Raw genomic sequence first — 17,494 nt, forward strand, 5'->3', positions numbered from 1 at the left:
TGGAGGTGCCTTTGCACACCAATGACGACAAGCCGGATCCGATCCGGAACGAGGCCGTGGAACATGCTGGCTGGCCTGCCCTGATCCGGTCACGGCTGAACCGTCTTGTTCGGCACAGCACATGGGCGCTGTTTGCCGAGCGTTGCTGGCGGGCCCTGTTCCCTCTGTTGATCGTCGTTGTTTTGTTTGTCGGTGTCTCCTGGCTTGGGCTATGGCTGGTCTTGCCGGTTTGGATGGGGCCAATTGGTGTTGTCCTGTTCCTGGGGGCCGCCATTTGGGTGTCCCGTGATCTGTTGAAGATCTCCTGGCCGACCCGCGGCGAAGCTTTGACCCGGGTGGAACAATCTTCCGAATATGGTCACCGACCGCTGACCACACTTGAGGATGAACTCTCCGTTGGTGCCGGTGATCGCCAGAGTGAAGCAATCTGGATGCTGCATCAGCGGCGCACGGCACAGGCGCTGGCCGACATCCGCTCCAAAGGCCCGCAGCCCAAAGCCTACCGCCGTGACCCTCTCGCCATTCGCGTTGTCGCGGTGTGCCTTGTCCTGATCGGCTTTTTTGCAGCCGGACCGCAATTGAATGAGCGCTTGGGGTCTGCGTTCCGCAACCCGTTTACGACCGTTGAGCCACCCAGCCGCCTGGATGCCTGGGTGACGCCGCCGCTTTATACCAGCGAGCCACCAATCTATCTGACTGGTGAAAGCGCGCAGTTGAGAGATCCGGGCGCGCCGATATCAGTTCCTGAGGGTTCCGTTCTCGTTGTTCGCACACAAGGCGCGAAAGAACTTGTGATGACCTTCTCGGAAGGGGCTGAGGGCGAACCCGAAGTCATCGACCCCGCAACGGATGGGCCTCAGTCGAGTGCACAAGCGGGGATGCTGCTTCCAGAAGAACGCCGGTTGACGCTTGAGACGACTGGTATTGTCGATCTGAAGTCTGGAAACGATCCGTTCCTCACCTTTGTCTTTGCCGTCCGCCCGGATGATGCTCCGGTCATCCGTTTGACGGACGACCCGGAAGAGCAGTTGAGCGGGGCACTGAAGTTTTCTTATCTCGTCAATGACGACTATGGCGTTGTTTCGGCGGAAGCCCGTATCACGCCGTTGCCAGATCCCAACCGGGCTGACGGTCATGTGCCGCGCCCGTTGGTGGATGCCCCAATTTTTCCGCTTTCCCTTCCTCCGCAGGCTGGGACCGCGAAAACAGGCGAAACAATCCGGGATCTGACATCTCACCCCTGGGCCGGGTCCGAAGTGGATTTGAACCTTCTGGCGCGTGATCAGGCTGGACAAGAAGGCATCTCACCACACTACCGGATCACGTTGCCGCAACGCCGGTTCAGCAAACCGCTTGCGCGTGCAGTTGTGGAACAGCGGCGCAATCTGGCTCTGGATGCGCAAAACCATCCGACGGTCATCACGTCGTTTGACGCCTTGATGCTGGCCCCTGACGTCTTCGACGTGCAGGCTCGCACCTATCTCGGAATGGACTTCGCCTATCGCCAATTGATCAAGGCGAATACGGACGAAGAACTCAAAACGCTTCTGCCGTTGTTGTGGGATCTGGCGCTGTCGATCGAAGACGGCGATCTGTCGATGGCAGAGCGGAAGCTGCGCGAAGCACAGGAGGCATTGCGCAAGGCGTTGGAAGAAGGGGCGAGTGACGAGGAAATCGCGCGGCTTACGCAGGAACTGCGTCAGGCGCTGAGCGAGTATATGCAAGCGCTCGCCGAACAAATGCAGCGCAATCCGCAAGCCATGCAACCCTTCAACGGCGACCAGCAATCCCTCAGCCAGCAGGACTTGAGCGAGATGCTGGACCGCATTGAAGAACTCGCCCGCACCGGGTCACGGGATGCTGCCCGTGAACTCTTGGCTCAGATGCAGCAAATGCTGGAAAATCTGCAGGCCGGGCGGCCGCAGATGATGCCAAACAACATGTCCAGCGAAATGATGGAGATGCTCAATGAGCTCGGCGAGATGATCCAACGCCAGCAGCAACTCATGGACAACACCCATCAGTTCAATCAGGACCAGCAGCAACAGCGTCAGGGTGAGCGCCAGCCCGGTCAGCAAGGCCAGCAACAACAAGGGCAGCAGCAACAGCTCACGCAAGAGCAACTACAGCAGATGCTGGATCAGCTTCAGCAGGGCCAGGGCGAATTGGCTCAAAAGCTCCAGGAACTCATGGAGCAGATGAACCAGAATGGCATGGGTCAGAACCAGGCGCTCGGTGAGGCGGGTGAATCCATGGGACAAGCCCAGGAGTCGCTCGGCGAAGGTCAGGGACAACAAGCGCTCGGGCAGCAGGGTGATGCGCTGGATGCTTTGCGGCGCGGCGCGCAAGGCATGACCGAACAGATGATGGGCCAGGGCGAAGGAGCTGGAAATCCAAGCGGACCGTCGCCGATGGACGAAGATCCGCTCGGCCGTCCGCGCCGGACCGAGGGTCCTGACTTCAACAACAGGGTTCAGATCCCTGACGAAATTGATGTTCAGCGGGCTCGGCGGATTCTCGAAGAACTGCGCCGCCGGTTCTCAGATCCCTCCCGTCCGCAACTTGAGCTGGAATACCTTGAGCGCCTGTTGAAGCGGTACTGATTTGAGTTCGGTATAAAGTAAGGCACAAAAAACCCCGCTCCTGGCGGGGTTTTTTATTGGATCACTGCTGTAACAGTTTAGGCGTAACGCCGGTTCGCCTGTGGCTGCACACCGGAGATTGCACCACGAACCGCAGCGCGAATATCAGCAAGAGAAAACGGCTTTGTGACCACGTCATGCACGAGAGCATCGAGCCCGCTGGCGCGCTCCCGCTGGTCTGCAAAGCCTGTCATCAGGAGAATTGGAAGGTTTGGGTAGTCTCGCGCGGTGTGAAGCGCCAATGCGATCCCATCCATCACAGGCATTTTGATGTCGGAAAGGAGCAGGTCGTAGCTGCCCTTTTCTCTGGTCAGGATCTCCACAGCTTCGCCGCCGTCCTCCGCCGGGTCCACAGTGTGGCCGTCGAGTTCCAGCGCTCTTTTCACGAAGCTGCGCACTGCTTCATCATCTTCTGTAAGAAGAATGCGAGCCATGCTCACTCTCCCGTCTTGCCGTCCGTTGCCTCCGCCTTTGGCGGAACCACGTAACCAATGAAGGGCAATTGCCTCCAGGCGTGCCCCATATCCATACCGTATCCGACGACAAACTTATCAGGACAGGTAAAGCCAACGTAATCAGCAGATATGGCAGCTTTGCGGCGCTCTGGCTTGTCTAGCAAGGCTGCGATCTGTACCGATTTGGCGCCCCGATTGATCAATCGATCTTTCGCAAACGCCAGTGTCCGACCGGATTCCAGGATATCATCCACGAGAATTATGTCCCGGCCGTTAACGTCACTTTCGACATCGCGCAATATGCGGATGTCCTGGCTTTCGGTGCCAGCTCCATAAGAAGATAGATGGATGAACTCCATCTCCGGTTCAAGACCCACACGATGCATAGCGCGCACCAAATCGGCTGCGAAGATAAAACTTCCCTTCAAAACGGCGACCACCAGCAAGCGGTCCGGATCGGCTTTGGTGATCTCCCCTGCCAGCGAGGCGACCCGCTTTGCAATGGTGTCTTCGTCATAAAGGGTGAAAATGTTGGCTGTCATGGTCACTCGAGAACGATATTGCGCTGGTCGCGATCAACGAACCGCACCTGAATGTCGGAAGCCCCGGCTGGCGGATCCGCCAGAATGGTTCTGAACCGGGTTTCATCAAGGGCGTTCAGGTTTTTTGTTCGGGGTTCGACGGTCCAGGCATAAACTTCCTGAAAGTCTGCACTTCGTATGGACAACCGGACCGCGGGGACGCTGTTTCTTTCTTTCTGTAGGTTTCGAATGGAGCCTTCTACTACAAGAACACGCCGCCCGTCTTCTACTTCCATAAAAGTTCTGAGATTTCTGAATTCCAATCCACGCAAGTTCACCCCCAGGCCGACCATGCTGTACAAGCTTGCAAGGTCCGGGGATTGTTTGACCAACGTATCGCGCATCAAGACCAGCATCACCGTCATGGCAAGTGCGCCGCCGAGCAGCAAAACACCTCCGATACGCCGGAAATTCCGCCGCAGGAGCCAGTCGATGATTGCTCCAATTCTGTTGGTCCGGAACTTGTCCGGATTGACTATGATTTTTGGCCGTTTTGCCAGTGTCTCGATATCTGCGGATTTGGGATCAGCATCTGGTGCAGCATTTGAGGCTGTTTTTTTGTAGCCGGCCTCAGCTTTGTTTGGCGGTGTGTCCTTTTTCGGAGGCTTGACGTCCGCAACCGGCTCTGGGTCGTCCTCTCCGCCAAAGCCGTCCGGATCGTCTACTCCATCATCAGCATCGGCGGCCCAATCTTCTTCGTCCTTGGCGGTGTCTGTTTTGTTGTCTGGCTGGGGCTTGCCCGGGCTGTCGTCTTCCGTGGCATCCGCTTCGAATGCGGCGGTATCCTTGTCTTCATCTTTGGGAGAAACGAACCACCGATTGCCGCACTTGGCACATTTCACACTGCGGCCCTCAGGCCCTAGTGCCTCAGGCTTTATTTCATAGGAAGTGCTGCATTCCGGACAGGTGATCTTCATTTGAGAAGACCTTTCGCCATGGCTATTGAGAACTGTGTCACAATGTAAACGATCAGCGTAAATTCCGGCATGAAATATTGGACAACGGCCAGTGGGTTCAATCACAGACTTTCCACTGCGTAGTGGACCTTTATATGTTTAATGCTTCGTTAACGGCGCGCGGTTAGCGTGCAGCCCATCAACAGGAGTCGCGGGCGTGATCCGTTTCGAAAATGTCGGATTAAGATATGGCATGGGTCCGGAGATCCTGCAGGACCTCACATTTCACATCGAGCCGCAATCCTTTCAGTTTCTGACCGGGCCGTCAGGTGCCGGGAAAACCAGCTTGATCCGGTTGCTCTTTATGTCTTTGCGCCCGACGCGCGGGCTGATCAACGTGTTTGGCCGGGATATGAGTGTGATCAGCAAGCAGGAACTTCCTGCTCTCCGGCGCAAAGTTGGGGTGGTGTTCCAGGACTTCAGGTTGCTGGACCATCTGACGACTTACGAAAACGTGGCCTTGCCGCTCCGGGTTGCAGGCAAGGATGAAGCTGAATATCGCTCTGATGTGATCGACCTCCTCAAATGGGTTGGGCTTGGCGACAGAATGCATGTATTACCGCCAGTCTTGTCCGGCGGGGAAAAACAGCGCGCCGCTATTGCCCGCGCTTTGATTACCCGTCCGGAAGTCCTGCTGGCAGATGAGCCGACCGGGAACGTTGACCCGCCACTTGCCCGCCGCCTGTTGCGCCTTTTTATCGAACTCAACAAACTTGGAACGTCCGTTGTCATTGCAACGCATGATATTGCACTCTTGGAACAGGTGGATGCCCGGCGGATGGTCCTTGCCGAGGGTCGCCTTACCATTTTCGATTAGGCTGGCAATGGCAGGGTCCAAAAAACAAGACGGCAAAAAGGCTCCGGAAGTCTCAGTCCGGCCTCTGCGGCAGACGGGCCGGCCCAAGAAATCTGCCCGTAAGCCCGCGCCGAAATCGAAATCGGCCCCCAAAGGGGATGCTGCAAAACTCCGTCCCTCCGCAGCGATTGTACCGCCGCAGTCGGTGGCAGGACGCGCGCTGACACTCGTTGTTGCGATCATGAGTTTCCTGGCCTGTCTGACTGTTGGTGCGGTTTCGATTGTCTGGGATGCAGCCGACGCCTGGCAAAACGATCTGGTGCGTGAAATCACAATCCAGATCCGGCCGACCGAAGGAGTCGACATGTTGCGAGAGATCGACAAGGCGGTTGCGCTCGCGCAGGAGTTTTCTGGAATTGACAATGTGCGTGCGCTCTCCGATTCCGAAACAAAGGCTCTCCTTGAGCCTTGGCTTGGCGATGGCTTGCAACTTGATGGCCTGCCCGTACCGCGGCTCATTCAGATTACCATCGCAGATCCATCACTTTTGAACCTCGAGCAACTCCGGGCAACCATTCGCCAGAATGTGACGGGTGCGAGCGTGGATGATCATTCGGTCTGGACCTCCCGATTGTCAGCCATGGCCGGAACAGTGGTTGCCGGCGGCTTTGCGATCATGCTTCTTGTGATGGGATCCATGGTTCTCAGTGTTGTCTTTGCAACGCAGGCAGCGATGGCCGGAAACAAGGATGTCGTCTCCGTGCTCCATTTTGTTGGCGCAGAAGACACGTTCATTGCGCGGGAATTTCAACGGCACTTCCTGGTGCTCGGCCTGAAAGGCGGGGTGTCGGGTGGTCTTGCGTCGATCGTTTGTTTCGTTCTCCTGGATACAATGACCCGTCAGGGAACTGGGCAGGCTGGTTCCGACCAGCTCTCGGCCCTATTTGGATCGGTATCTGTGAGTCTGCCTGGCTACTTCGGCGTCTTCGGTGTGGTATTTTTGGTCGCCGTCCTGACTGCGCTCACATCTGGCCTCGCGGTTAAGGCACATTTGGCGAAAGTGGATTGATTTTTGCGTAAAAATGCCGCGAAATTGGCCGAATCATCTTCTACGGTCTCTTTATGACACAGGCAGATCCCGCGATTGATGCGGGCGGTAAAAACGGGACAACCCTGCCGGTCACCCGGCACGACCCTGGCGGACATGCGCCGGGACAGTCAGGTTCTTGCGCCTCTGTGACGGAAGACTCCCGCGAAAAACGGCGCTTCGCTCTGCGAACGTTTCTTGTGGCGTGTGTCACTGTTTTCGTCGTTGGGACAACTATCCAATTTGCGAACTTTGCCAACAGGGTCTCAACGGCAACCGTTCCTGTGAGCACGCAAGCTGATGCGATCGTCGTTCTGACCGGCGGTCAGGAACGTGTCAGCGAGGCCGTCCGATTGCTGGAAGAAGGCCATGCCGGACGCCTGCTCATTTCGGGCGTGCATCCTGGAACCACGCGCAAACAGATTGCCGTCGTCACAGCATCTGCGAAACCGCTGGAAGAAGGCAGCGTGGAGCTGGACCGTGTTGCCTTGAACACGGCTGGCAACGCGACTGAGACCGCAAACTGGGTTCGCAAGAACGGGTTCGACTCTCTTCTTGTGGTCACAAGCGCGTATCATTTGCCGCGCGCAACTGCAGAACTGTCCGGAGCCTTGCCTGACGTGACGCTTATCGGATACCCGGTCTTCGCAAAGGATCTTCAACTTGAAGCCTGGCACACAAAGCCGGCCACGATCCGTCTTCTCATCCGCGAATATGTGAAGTATACCGTCGCACGACTTCGAATTGCCGTGCGCAGCATGAGCTGAGCTCTTGATCTGCGGCGTTTTAGCGGCGGTTGATCCTTACAAGCTCCACAGGTCCCATGCTGGTACTGCGCTCAACGGTTTTTCAGATCCTGTTCTACTCAGTCACGCTGGTTCAGATGCTGTTGTATCTGCCAGTTCTCCTGCTGCCACGGAAGTGGGGCTGGTGGATCCCGCATGTCTGGTCCAAGTCGCTGATCCTCTTGATGAAATATGTGGCGGGTCTGAGTGTGGAGATCCGCGGCCGAGAAAACCTGCCGAGTGTTGGTTACATTGCGGCGATGAAACACCAGTCCGCTTGGGAAACCGTGGGCCTCATTCCTCTGTTTCCAAGGCCTGCCTTCATCTTGAAGCGTGAACTCAACTGGCTGCCTTTCTTCGGCTGGTACACGATGAAGTTTGATCAGATCCCGATCAATCGCGGGAAACGTTCCGAAGCACTCGCGGCGATGATGGAGGCTGCAAGGGAAAAGATCGCAGACAAACGCCAAATTCTGATTTTCCCGGAAGGCACGCGCCGTCCAGCCGGTTCGGAGCCCAAATACAAGTTTGGGATTGCGCATCTTTATAAAAACCTGGAGTGCCCTGTTGTCCCGATCGCGCATAACGCGGGCGTTTATTGGCCACGGGCATCTTTTATGGTTCACCCTGGAACGGTCATTGTCGAGATTCTGCCACCCATCCAACCGGGTCTGGAGGCGCAAGAGCTCTATGACAAGATGATTGACGAGATCGAGACTTCGAGCAATCGTCTGATCGAGGAAGCGCGCTCCGCCAGTAAGCCGTCGCCGGTGCTGAAAGGCATCCCGGTTTCGACCGGTGCATGACTAGGGCTTGACGATTGACTTGAGTTGCCCGGCCAGCCAAGTCAGCCCGGTATCCGTGATCTGCATCTCATCGAGATGAGCCGCCGTGTTGATGACATACTCCGGGTTCGGTCCGGATTTGCCAACTGCGCCGTTGACGATTTCCAGCTGTTTTTCCAACGGCAGCGCCCCGGCATATTGCGGATGGCCATGATCAACCATGTAAACGAGGGCTTCCACTTTCTGGCCACTGTCCAGAGAGATGTTGTGCCAGTGTTCCTTGTAGACCATGGTCGTTTGCTCGCGGGCGCGGAGGTATTCGAGCGTTGTCGGCCAGTTCTCAGTTGCGACCTGATAGGCCATGCCCCGGCAGGTGCCGCCATTGTCTAGACCGAAGACAAGGCCGGGCCGGGCTTCGGTGCCCCGGTGGACCCACGAATAAACGCATAAGGACCGATGGGCACCATGCAGAAGAGCAGGTTCGGCATGCAAGTGGTCAAATCCTGGGTTCCACATCAATGACCCGTAGCCAAACACCCAAAAATCGCTCATATCATCCTGTCTCTTCGCTGCCGCCCGGTCACAAGCCATGTGGTTACGGACATGCCGGGATACCAAGCGTTGCCGGTCGTTTCAATGCTGCCGCGATTTGTTTGATGCCTGAAGGAGAATTCATTCGTGTCTTCTGATACTGCCGCCGGAAAAACACCAAGCAAACGTAAGTACCTCCTTCTTGTCGGGGTCATCGTCGTCGTGGTTGCAGTTTGGTCCGGTGCCTGGGCTTACGGGCGCACTGTTCTGGCTGATCAGTTGGACCTGCAATTCGGCCGGTTCTCCGAGCAAGGGACAGAGTTCACGTGCAATGATCTGACGATTGGCGGCTATCCGTGGCGCTACGAAATCCGCTGTGATGATCTGAAATCACTTGATTTGTCCGGCAGCGAAAGTGCCGTGGGTGGTCTGACCGCAGTCGCGCTGGTCTACAATCCGTGGCATGTCATTCTGGAGGCGGCAACACCAGCAGCCGTGTCGTTGCCCTTGGCGGGTGTTTCCGGCGAATTGACCTGGGAAACAGCTCGAGCCAGCGCCAGATACTCCACCGAAGCGCTCGGAAAGGTCGATGTCGTTGTTACCAAGCCGGCTTTGACAGTTCAAAACCCTGCCGCCGAGGCACGGATTTTGTCCGAGAAGGCTGAATTTCATTTGCGTCCATCGCCAGAGACGACCGATGCAGTCGATGGGTTTTTCTCCATTGATGGCTTGATGGTGGATCAACTGCCGTCGCTGACCAATCCGGTCGATGCACGGTTGCATCTCCAGGTCCTCAACGGCGCGCCATTGTTGTCAGGCGCGGATCTGCGCTCGCTTGTTCTGGCAAATGGCGGCGAATTGCCGGTCCGTTTGGTCTTGGCCGAAGTGGCGCTAGGCGCGAGCCGGTTTGGTGGAAGAGGCGATCTGACGGTGAACGGGGCCGGGTCCTTGTCCGGGACATTGACGCTAACCCTGGTCCAACCGGATGACATTCTGAACTCCATCCGGCCACTCTTTCCGCCGGACAGCAATGAATTCAGTATTGTAGAAAGCCTGCTATCCAGTCTTCAACCGACTGGAACGGACCATCACGGTGATCCCGCCATCGAGATACCGCTTTTGATCGACAACGGTCTGATGCGAATGGGATTTGTCACGCTTGGCCGGATCCCACCCCTGTTTTCGGCGGGATCCTGAAGCCGATGGATCAATCGCCGGCAATCCGGTCGATCGGAATGACGTAGCTCTTGCGGTGATCCGGTTCTGCGATCTTTTCATAGAGCGCGACCGCAGGCGTATTCTTACCCGGAACAATCCAGCGCAAGTGCAGCCAGCCGCGGCTTTGACCTTCACTCACCAGCGTTTCGATGAGTTTCCGGCCAATGCCCTGATTGCGATGGTCCGGATGGACATAGATATCGTCCAGCTGGCCGATCCGGAGGCCTGTGATCAGCTCCGGCAGGTCGAAATAGACCGCAAAACCAATCAGGGTGTCGCCGTTGAACGCGCCAAGAACCTCCGCGGTTTTATCGCCAAGGATCCGTTCGGCATAGAACTCGTCAGGCCGGCGCGGAGCCCCGCGCTTCAGGGCCTGTGCATTTTCGGCAATGAGCGGGGCAAGCTGATGGGCGTCATCGAGCCCGAGAGCCTTGATTTCCGTCTTGCTCATGAAATCTCCGGAAGTAGGGAACAGAAGTGACGCCCACCATGTCCAAAAGGCGTTCAGGGATCAAGGACTTGAATCAAAATAGCCTGGTGGTCGTTTGTTTTTTCGGAGTTCATGATTTCATCCGCCCAAATCAAGGAGGCGGAAGGAAGGCCTTTATTCGGACCCGACGATCCGGCCTCTCAATCTTCTCTTCCAGAAATCCGCGCCAGGTGCCGCAGCGGAGTGAGCCAAAAGGCGAGTGGATTCCGTGGATCGTTGTCGTTAGCGTGCTGCGCAGCAACAAAAACCACGGACGCCCTTCATGAGTGAGATCTTCAAGCCCCGCCGCTCCGCGCTGTACATGCCGGGGTCCAATGCCCGCGCGCTCGAAAAAGCAAAAACCCTTGATGTGGACTGCCTTCTTCTGGATCTCGAAGATGCAGTGGCACCAGATGCAAAGGAAACGGCGCGTCAGCAGATCGTGACAGCGGTCTCGGAAGGTGGATATGGCGAGCGGGAAGTGGTCATCCGGATAAATGGCCTGGACACTGTCTGGGGCGATGACGATCTGAAGGCTGCCGTCAAAGCAAATCCGGATGCGATCCTCGTTCCCAAAGTGAATGGCCCGGCTGACCTCCAGAAAGTCGCGCATCTTTTGTCGATGCATGGTGCGTCGAGCTCAATCCAGCTCTGGGCAATGATGGAAACGCCGGAGGCTATGCTCAATGCCGGGGCGATTTGCGCCTGCGGACGGGATCCGGAAGTTCGTCTGTCCTGCTTTGTTATGGGCACTAATGATTTGGCCAAGGAAACCCGCGCACGGTTGGTGCCGGGCCGGGCCGTCATGATGCCGTGGCTGATGACCTGTGTCGCGGCGGCGCGGGTTGGCGGCATCGACATCCTCGATGGGGTCTACAACGCATTCCAGGACGCGGAAGGCTTTGCCGCAGAATGCGCGCAGGGCGCTGAAATGGGGATGGACGGAAAGACCCTGATCCACCCGAAACAGATCGGGTCCTGCCACACGGCGTTCAGCCCGACAGAGGACGAAGTGACCTGGGCACGCAAAATCAACGAGATATTCGATCTTCCTGAAAATGCATCGAAAGGCGCAATTCAGGTGGACGGAAAGATGGTCGAGCGGCTACACGCGGACATGGGCAAGCGGGTGATTGCTATTGCAGACGCCATCGCGGCCCGCTCGTAGACAATTCAGAGAGTACCGCATGAAACTTTATCGCTTCATCACCAATGTCGACAGCAGCGAGTTCTGCCACCGGGTCACCGAAGCGCTCAACAAGGGCTGGGAGCTCAGCGGATCGCCCTCCCTGACCTATGACGCGACTAAGGGTGAAACCATCTGCGGTCAGGCCGTCACGAAAGAAGTCGATGGCGACTATTCCCGGGATATCAAACTGGGCGACTACTGAGGGCCTCAGTTAGTGAGCGCGTCGAGGACGCGCTCATAAACACTCGTAACCTTCGCGAGTTCTTCAGCGCCCTGGGCGGCATACCGGTTAAGCCCGGGCGCTGCATTGACCTCCAAAACCGCGTAACGGCTTCCTGGTTTTTCGGGGTTTTCTGCGATCAAGTCGATGCCTGCATAGCGCAGGCCAAGGCTTCTGCAGATCGAAACTGCGGTCTGCTTCAGATCACCCGCAAGGCTGTTCGTGATGTCCTTGGCTTTCGCTCCCGCGGACAGGTTTTTGTTCGGCAAAAGCTCAACCGCCTGGCCTTCTTCCGGAATGGACGCGGGGCCAAGACCTTGCCGTGTGAGTTCATGTTCAACGCGCGGATCGCGGAAATTCAGGCCGGCGACGGCGATGGCAAGTTGTTCGACCGTTTGTTCCCCGTCTCCTTCCACCTGAACTGGTTGGCGATCCAGCGCGAGCAGGATCTCTCCGTCCAGAACCAGGATTCGTAGATCTGCACCTCGGACAGCCTTTTGCACGAGAAGTGAGGAATGCCGCATCAGGAGTTCGTCCAGGGCGCGCTGAAGGTCTGCCTGATCGTTCAGGCGCACCACATCCTCTCCCTCCTGCCCGCTGTTCGGTTTGACGAAAACCGGATATCCGACAGTTTCTGCGAAGTGCAGCGCGTCTTCGGCCGCGTGCATCTTTGCGGCAATCTCCGGCTTGTGAACCCGCAGGCTGGCCAAGACGTCAAACCCGTGAACGAGCAAGCAATCTGGGACGGTGAAGCCGTCCCGTCCTAAAAAACTGAGCGTGTAAGCCTTGTCGTCGGCGATTTCCGCCGCGCCGAGCGGGTTGAGATCAAAGTGGGTTCCGCGAAAGAAGCGGCGACGTCCGTCGGCAAGCTCAATGTAGCCCGCCTGCCCAGACCCTTCGTCACAAACCAGCGACAAGCCCTGCCGGTTGCAATAGTCGGCCAAGATCCTGCGGACCAAAGGAAGGGACGGCGATTGTTCCATTGTCCTGAAGGACTGCGCTTCGTATGCGTTACTGGCGTGAGTTTGCCAGATAGTCGATCTTAAAGAGATCCGGATTGCTCGGACCGTTCGAGACGACATTGTAGACGGCTACCGATGTGTCGTAGCCCTGCTGATCGGTCACGGTCCATTGCTTGAGCGCATAGTCTTTTGCGTCAAAGATCAGGGTCAGGGTTCCGGAATTGAACTTGGTCTGGTCGAAAATCGTCACCGTGACGAGATCTTCCTCAACGAGTACATTCGTCACGTTGGTATCTTGTTGGAGATCGATGGAATCCGACAGAAGAAAGCGCAACGGCGTTTGTCCAAGCGGCCAGATATCCTGCGTGTTCAGCTTGCGGTCCCGCACTGATACAGACTTGCCATCGGCCACGATGTCGAGGACGGATGGCTTGTTGTAGTAGAACCGGACCTTGCCGGGGCGCGCCATATAGAACTTCCCGTCCGATTGGCTGCCGTCCGGTCCAAACTGGATGAAGTCGCCGTGCATGGTCTTCACAGAGTTGAAATATGTGTTCAAGTCCTGAAGGGTCTGCTGCTCCTGATCGCTCAAGGCCAGAGCCGGTACGGTCATGGCAGCGGCCATTGCGAGAGCCACGACCGGCCGGATTGTTGACTTGGCGATGCGGGAAACGAAGCGTGTCAGCATGATTCAAAGTCCTAATCTGGTGCTAGGTTCAACCGTTTCATCTTAACTAGGAAGTGTCTATGGCAAACCTTGGGCGGAGAAGGATCAGAAATCCTCATCCAACCCGTTTTGCACCAGAATTTCACGTTTACCGGCATGGTTAGCAGCGCTGATCAAGCCTTCCTGCTCCATGCGCTCGATGAGCGACGCAGCCCGGTTGTAGCCGATCGACAGGCGCCTTTGGACGTAGGAAGTTGAAGCCTTCTTGTCTTTCAGAACAATTGCGACGGCCCGGTCATAAAGATCGTTGCTGTCTCCGCTGCCGGAGGCCGCGCCGCCATCATAAGGACCTTCGGCGGATTCATCTTCTTCCGTCACAGCTTCCAGATATTGCGGCGTGCCCTGGACCTTGAGGTGTTTGACCACCTCCTCCACTTCGTCATCGGAGACGAAAGGCCCGTGTACGCGCTGGATCCGGCCGCCACCTGCCATGAATAGCATGTCGCCCATACCGAGCAGCTGTTCTGCACCCATTTCGCCCAGGATTGTCCGGCTGTCGATTTTCGATGTGACCTGGAAGGAAATGCGGGTCGGGAAGTTTGCCTTGATGGTCCCGGTGATGACATCGACCGACGGACGCTGAGTTGCCATGATGAGGTGGATACCTGCGGCACGGGCCATCTGCGCAAGGCGCTGGATCGCGCCTTCAATATCCTTGCCGGCCACCATCATCAGGTCGGCCATTTCGTCGACGATGACGACGATATACGGCATGGTCTCCAGCGGCAGCTGTTCTTCCTCGTAGATCGGCTCTCCCGTATCGCGATCAAAACCCGTCTGGACGGTGCGGGTCATCTCCTCGCCCTTTTCCAGCGCCTGCTTGATCCGGGTGTTGTAGCCGTCGATGTTGCGGACGCCCATCTTGGACATCTTCTTGTAGCGGTCCTCCATCTCGCGGACGGTCCACTTTAGGGCAACAACGGCCTTTTTCGGGTCGGTCACGACCGGGGTCAGGAGATGCGGAATCCCGTCATAGATCGACAGTTCCAGCATTTTCGGATCGATCATTATCATTTTGCACTGATCCGGTGTCAGCCGGTACAGCAGCGACAGGATCATGGTGTTGATGGCAACCGACTTACCTGATCCGGTCGTACCGGCAACGAGCAAATGCGGCATGCGCGCAAGATCGGCAACGACACCTTCGCCGTTGATCGTTTTGCCAAGGCCAAGTGCCAGCTTGGACTTCGATTTTTCAAAATCCTGAGCAGCGAGCATTTCGCGCAAGTAAACGGTTTCACGGCGCGCATTCGGCAATTCGATGCCGATGGCATTTTTGCCGGGGATGACGGCAACACGTGCAGAAATCGCACTCATGGAGCGGGCGATGTCGTCTGCGAGGCCAATCACCCGGGACGACTTGATGCCGGGAGCCGGTTCCAGTTCGTAGAGCGTGACGACCGGGCCCGGGCGGACTTCGATGATTTCGCCGCGCACGCCGAAGTCTTCCAGAACACCTTCCAGAATACGCGCGTTTTGTTCCAGAGCATCAGCGGAGAGACCCGGAACTTTACCGGTGGCTTTGGCTTCTGAAAGCAAGCGCAGCGGCGGCAATTCATACTCTTCCGGGGCGCCGAGGAAGGAGGGTTGCGCCTCCTGTATTGCTCTTTTGCTTTGCTTCGGTTTCGGTGCCGGTGGAATGACACGGCCGGTTTGTGCCGATTGAGCTGTTGCCGTTCCCGGCGCTGCGGACGCCGGTTCAGGGGCAGCAATACCAACCGGTCTTGGTGTTTCACCCGGCAGCGGTTCGCCAGAGACCGGTCCCTTGTCGATCAGGAAATCTTCCGGGCCAAAGTCTTCGCCGTCCTCGCCAAAGGGATCGTCAAGATCATGGGCGTCGGGCTCAGTCATATGACCGCGCTCGTAAAACTCTTCCAGACCGTCATCGTCTTCCGGCATCAGGCGTCCGGTGAATGCTCGGCGGAACGATTGCAGGCGGCTTTTCTGTGCGGGTTCTTCCGGCTCGTAGTCATCGTGCTCGTCGATACCGTCCCAATCCTCATCGTCCTCATGAATCGGTGTGCGCTTCAAGCCGGTCACCCGGCGGACCTGAGTAACCGCCAAAAGGCCAATGTGGCTGACTTGTCCCGCAAATGCCGTAACCATCAGAGACAAGCGGCTTTCGCCTTCTTCCTCATCGTCGAGGCCGAGATCGTCTTCGATGGATTTGCCATGCCCGGCAGGGATCCGGCGCGGCTCGATATGCTCAACAGGCTCACCTGCACGGCCCAGCCAACCGGCTGAGGCAAGGAGGAGTAGACCGGCCGGAACGCCGAGACCAAGGCCGCCGATGATTGTTGCAGCACCGCTCGTCAGGTTGCTGGTCAAAATAGCCGGGACACCGTGGATCATATCTCCCAGAAACCCGCCAAGGCCTGTCGGCAACGGCCAGCTTTGCGGAACGGGAAGTGCTGCGAGCGCGCCAGCCGAAAGTCCGGATCCGATAATCCAGTAAAACAGACGCTTGCGGCCGATGCCGAGCGCATGGCCGGTCAAGAGCCGCCAACCCCATAAAACTAGAGGAACGAGGAAAACCGCCGTTGCGAGGCCAATCGTCTGCATCAAGACGTCGGCAACGATCGCGCCGGGAGCCCCGAGCGCATTGCGCACAGGTCCACCCGTCGCGTGGTTCAGGCTCGGATCATTGACGGACCAGGTGGCAAGGGCGGCTGCGAGGGCTGCCGCAACAGAGATGATCCCGAGACCGGCCGCACCGGTCAGGTTGCGCCTTAGAAAACGCTTGGCTGGACTTTCCGTGTCCAGAAGATCGACCGCGGCCCGGCGGCCCGATCCGCGCACTGCACTGGCCCGTCTCATGCCTTGTCTCCCAACCAGTTTGCCACACGCTCAAGAGCGATCTCCGTCTGCGTGAGAGGTGCCACCAACCCCGCGCGGATGTAATTCTGGCCCGGATTGCTGCCATCTGATTGATCAGATGCCAGATAACTGCCCGGCAGGACCTTCACGCCTGTGTCGCGCCAAAGGGCCTGTGTGACGGAAACACCGTCTCCCCACTTTTCGACATTGAGCCAGAGAAAGAAGCCAGCCTCTGTCGTTACCGGACCAAGGATTGGACCAAGGAGACGCTCTGCGGCTTCATACTTCTCATTATAAAGCCGCCGGTTTTCCTCAACATGGGCTTCGTCGCGATAGGCGCGGACCGCGACGGCCTGCGCGGGCAAGGGTACTTGCGGCGCTGCAAGGCCGCGGAACTTTGCCCATTTTTTTAAGAAATCAGGATCGCCGGCTGCAAATCCGCACCGCAGTCCGGCAAGATTGGAGCGCTTTGACAGGGAGTTCAGAACAACGATATTGGAAAAATCCGTGCCCATGCGATGTGCGGCTTCCAGAACACCCGGGGGCGGGGTTGTCCGGTATATTTCCGAGTAGCACTCGTCTGCAAAGATCATGAAGCGGTGTTTGCGGGCCATACCGATCAGTTTCTGCCAGTATTCCAGCGTCGCGACCGAGCCTTCCGGATTGGTAGGCGAAGCAACATAAAAGGCGACAGTCCGGTCCAGAAGAGCGGGTTCCAGGCCGTCCAGATCCGGCAGGAACTGGTGCTCAGAGACAGCATCCAGAAGAATGGTCTCGCCATCTGCGACATGAGCTGCGGCTGCGTATGTCTGATAGAAAGGGTTCGGCAGAATAACGGCTGGATGATCCAGGCCTTTGTCCAGCTGATCCCGGGCTGCAATTGCTCCGAACGACAAGCCTTCACGGGACCCGTTCAGAGGCAGAACGCCAAAATCTGGGTCAATGGAGCCGTTCAGGCCGTAGCGCTTGTCGAGCCAGTCCGCGATCGTGCTGCGGAACTCAGGTGTGCCGTTGATCGGAGGATAGCGCCGGAAATCGGCCATGTTTTCCGCCAGCACTTCTGCCGTGAACTCGGGTATTGGATGCTGGGGCTCACCGATCGTCATCATTATCGGTTCAAAGCCTGGAGCTTGCCCGTCAAGCAAGTCGGCAAGGCGTTGGAAAGGGTTGGAACCCGGCAGCGCGGCGCCGCGCTTGTAGGTGGTCTGGCTGGCAGTCATTTAAGATCCGGCAGTCGTTACGCAAAACATCTGCTCGACCCTATCCCGTCCTTG

General features: G+C 57.4%; 17 protein-coding genes. 8 read left to right on the forward strand and 9 right to left on the reverse strand.

All coding sequences use genetic code 11. The features are described from left to right. Positions 1-5: 5 nt before the first annotated feature. Positions 6-2,603, forward strand: coding sequence for a TIGR02302 family protein (locus tag SADFL11_RS17915; protein WP_407690684.1), 2,598 nt, complete (start codon positions 6-8; stop codon positions 2,601-2,603). Between the two features lie 77 nt (positions 2,604-2,680). On the opposite strand, the gene SADFL11_RS17920 is transcribed toward SADFL11_RS17915, so the two are convergent. Genes SADFL11_RS17920 through SADFL11_RS17930 form a run of 3 tightly spaced genes read right to left on the reverse strand, consistent with a single transcriptional unit; the run spans position 2,681 to position 4,595 of the window. Then, complete coding sequence (locus SADFL11_RS17920; RefSeq protein ID WP_008196491.1) at positions 2,681-3,076, reverse strand: response regulator; 396 nt, start codon at positions 3,074-3,076, stop codon at positions 2,681-2,683. A gap of 2 nt (positions 3,077-3,078) precedes the next feature. After that, entirely contained in the window at positions 3,079-3,639 is a 561-nt protein-coding gene (hpt, locus tag SADFL11_RS17925; RefSeq protein WP_008196304.1) for a hypoxanthine phosphoribosyltransferase, read from the reverse strand. Positions 3,640-3,641: 2 nt separating this feature from the next. After that, positions 3,642-4,595 (reverse strand): zinc-ribbon domain-containing protein, encoded by a 954-nt coding sequence (locus tag SADFL11_RS17930; protein WP_040451191.1) that lies wholly within the window; start codon positions 4,593-4,595, stop codon positions 3,642-3,644. Positions 4,596-4,791: 196 nt separating this feature from the next. Here SADFL11_RS17930 and ftsE point away from each other — a divergent pair, with 196 nt between their 5' ends. From ftsE to SADFL11_RS17950, 4 genes are read left to right on the forward strand one after another with little or no spacing between them, the layout of a single operon-like run. Continuing rightward, positions 4,792-5,451 (forward strand): cell division ATP-binding protein FtsE, encoded by a 660-nt coding sequence (ftsE, locus tag SADFL11_RS17935; RefSeq protein ID WP_040451190.1) that lies wholly within the window; start codon positions 4,792-4,794, stop codon positions 5,449-5,451. Between the two features lie 7 nt (positions 5,452-5,458). After that, entirely contained in the window at positions 5,459-6,499 is a 1,041-nt protein-coding gene (locus tag SADFL11_RS17940) for a cell division protein FtsX (RefSeq protein ID WP_008195954.1), read from the forward strand. 53 nt (positions 6,500-6,552) lie between these two features. After that, positions 6,553-7,284: a YdcF family protein gene (locus tag SADFL11_RS17945; RefSeq protein WP_008189858.1), complete on the forward strand. Its 732-nt coding sequence runs from the start codon at positions 6,553-6,555 to the stop codon at positions 7,282-7,284. 56 nt (positions 7,285-7,340) lie between these two features. After that, entirely contained in the window at positions 7,341-8,108 is a 768-nt protein-coding gene (locus SADFL11_RS17950; RefSeq protein ID WP_008195549.1) for a lysophospholipid acyltransferase family protein, read from the forward strand. Here SADFL11_RS17950 and SADFL11_RS17955 read toward each other — a convergent pair whose 3' ends face one another. Then, positions 8,109-8,639 carry a gamma-glutamylcyclotransferase gene (locus SADFL11_RS17955; protein ID WP_040452663.1) on the reverse strand — a complete coding sequence of 177 codons (531 nt, stop codon included), beginning with the start codon at positions 8,637-8,639 and terminating at the stop codon, positions 8,109-8,111. Positions 8,640-8,765: 126 nt separating this feature from the next. Here SADFL11_RS17955 and SADFL11_RS17960 point away from each other — a divergent pair, with 126 nt between their 5' ends. After that, positions 8,766-9,815, forward strand: coding sequence for a DUF2125 domain-containing protein (locus tag SADFL11_RS17960; RefSeq protein ID WP_040451189.1), 1,050 nt, complete (start codon positions 8,766-8,768; stop codon positions 9,813-9,815). Between the two features lie 10 nt (positions 9,816-9,825). Here the strand turns inward: SADFL11_RS17960 and SADFL11_RS17965 are convergent, their stop codons facing one another. Continuing rightward, positions 9,826-10,287 carry a GNAT family N-acetyltransferase gene (locus SADFL11_RS17965; RefSeq protein ID WP_008193861.1) on the reverse strand — a complete coding sequence of 154 codons (462 nt, stop codon included), beginning with the start codon at positions 10,285-10,287 and terminating at the stop codon, positions 9,826-9,828. Between the two features lie 301 nt (positions 10,288-10,588). On the opposite strand from SADFL11_RS17965, the gene SADFL11_RS17970 reads away from it, so the two are divergent. Then, positions 10,589-11,473 carry an HpcH/HpaI aldolase/citrate lyase family protein gene (locus SADFL11_RS17970; RefSeq protein ID WP_008197220.1) on the forward strand — a complete coding sequence of 295 codons (885 nt, stop codon included), beginning with the start codon at positions 10,589-10,591 and terminating at the stop codon, positions 11,471-11,473. Positions 11,474-11,492: 19 nt separating this feature from the next. Further along, entirely contained in the window at positions 11,493-11,696 is a 204-nt protein-coding gene (locus tag SADFL11_RS17975) for a DUF1737 domain-containing protein (RefSeq protein ID WP_008193065.1), read from the forward strand. A gap of 5 nt (positions 11,697-11,701) precedes the next feature. Here the strand turns inward: SADFL11_RS17975 and SADFL11_RS17980 are convergent, their stop codons facing one another. The 4 genes from SADFL11_RS17980 to SADFL11_RS17995 form a co-directional block, all read right to left on the reverse strand. Then, the gene (locus SADFL11_RS17980) at positions 11,702-12,697 is read right to left on the reverse strand and encodes an ATP-grasp domain-containing protein (protein WP_008189704.1); all 996 of its coding nucleotides are present in this window, start codon (positions 12,695-12,697) and stop codon (positions 11,702-11,704) included. Positions 12,698-12,725: 28 nt separating this feature from the next. Further along, positions 12,726-13,364 (reverse strand): outer-membrane lipoprotein carrier protein LolA, encoded by a 639-nt coding sequence (locus SADFL11_RS17985; protein WP_008190187.1) that lies wholly within the window; start codon positions 13,362-13,364, stop codon positions 12,726-12,728. An 84-nt stretch (positions 13,365-13,448) separates the two neighbouring features. Beyond that, positions 13,449-16,220, reverse strand: a complete 2,772-nt coding sequence (locus tag SADFL11_RS17990) for a DNA translocase FtsK (RefSeq protein WP_040451186.1) — start codon at positions 16,218-16,220, stop codon at positions 13,449-13,451. After that, positions 16,217-17,440: an aminotransferase class I/II-fold pyridoxal phosphate-dependent enzyme gene (locus tag SADFL11_RS17995; protein ID WP_008193448.1), complete on the reverse strand. Its 1,224-nt coding sequence runs from the start codon at positions 17,438-17,440 to the stop codon at positions 16,217-16,219. Before SADFL11_RS17995 ends, SADFL11_RS17990 begins: the two co-directional genes overlap by 4 nt. Positions 17,441-17,494 lie beyond the last annotated feature (54 nt).

It is taken from the genome of Roseibium alexandrii DFL-11 (assembly GCF_000158095.2).
GTDB classification, from domain to species: Bacteria; Pseudomonadota; Alphaproteobacteria; order Rhizobiales; family Stappiaceae; genus Roseibium; species Roseibium alexandrii.

Coding starts and splice junctions, on each gene's coding strand:
- SADFL11_RS17920 (WP_008196491.1), bottom strand. CDS start 3,076: ATGGCTCGCATTCTTCTTACAGAAGATGATGAAGCAGTGCGCAGCTTC.
- hpt (WP_008196304.1), bottom strand. CDS start 3,639: ATGACAGCCAACATTTTCACCCTTTATGACGAAGACACCATTGCAAAG.
- SADFL11_RS17930 (WP_040451191.1), bottom strand. CDS start 4,595: ATGAAGATCACCTGTCCGGAATGCAGCACTTCCTATGAAATAAAGCCT.
- SADFL11_RS17940 (WP_008195954.1), top strand. CDS start 5,459: ATGGCAGGGTCCAAAAAACAAGACGGCAAAAAGGCTCCGGAAGTCTCA.
- SADFL11_RS17945 (WP_008189858.1), top strand. CDS start 6,553: ATGACACAGGCAGATCCCGCGATTGATGCGGGCGGTAAAAACGGGACA.
- SADFL11_RS17950 (WP_008195549.1), top strand. CDS start 7,341: ATGCTGGTACTGCGCTCAACGGTTTTTCAGATCCTGTTCTACTCAGTC.
- SADFL11_RS17955 (WP_040452663.1), bottom strand. CDS start 8,639: ATGAGCGATTTTTGGGTGTTTGGCTACGGGTCATTGATGTGGAACCCA.
- SADFL11_RS17965 (WP_008193861.1), bottom strand. CDS start 10,287: ATGAGCAAGACGGAAATCAAGGCTCTCGGGCTCGATGACGCCCATCAG.
- SADFL11_RS17970 (WP_008197220.1), top strand. CDS start 10,589: ATGAGTGAGATCTTCAAGCCCCGCCGCTCCGCGCTGTACATGCCGGGG.
- SADFL11_RS17975 (WP_008193065.1), top strand. CDS start 11,493: ATGAAACTTTATCGCTTCATCACCAATGTCGACAGCAGCGAGTTCTGC.
- SADFL11_RS17980 (WP_008189704.1), bottom strand. CDS start 12,697: ATGGAACAATCGCCGTCCCTTCCTTTGGTCCGCAGGATCTTGGCCGAC.
- SADFL11_RS17985 (WP_008190187.1), bottom strand. CDS start 13,364: ATGCTGACACGCTTCGTTTCCCGCATCGCCAAGTCAACAATCCGGCCG.
- SADFL11_RS17990 (WP_040451186.1), bottom strand. CDS start 16,220: ATGAGACGGGCCAGTGCAGTGCGCGGATCGGGCCGCCGGGCCGCGGTC.
- SADFL11_RS17995 (WP_008193448.1), bottom strand. CDS start 17,440: ATGACTGCCAGCCAGACCACCTACAAGCGCGGCGCCGCGCTGCCGGGT.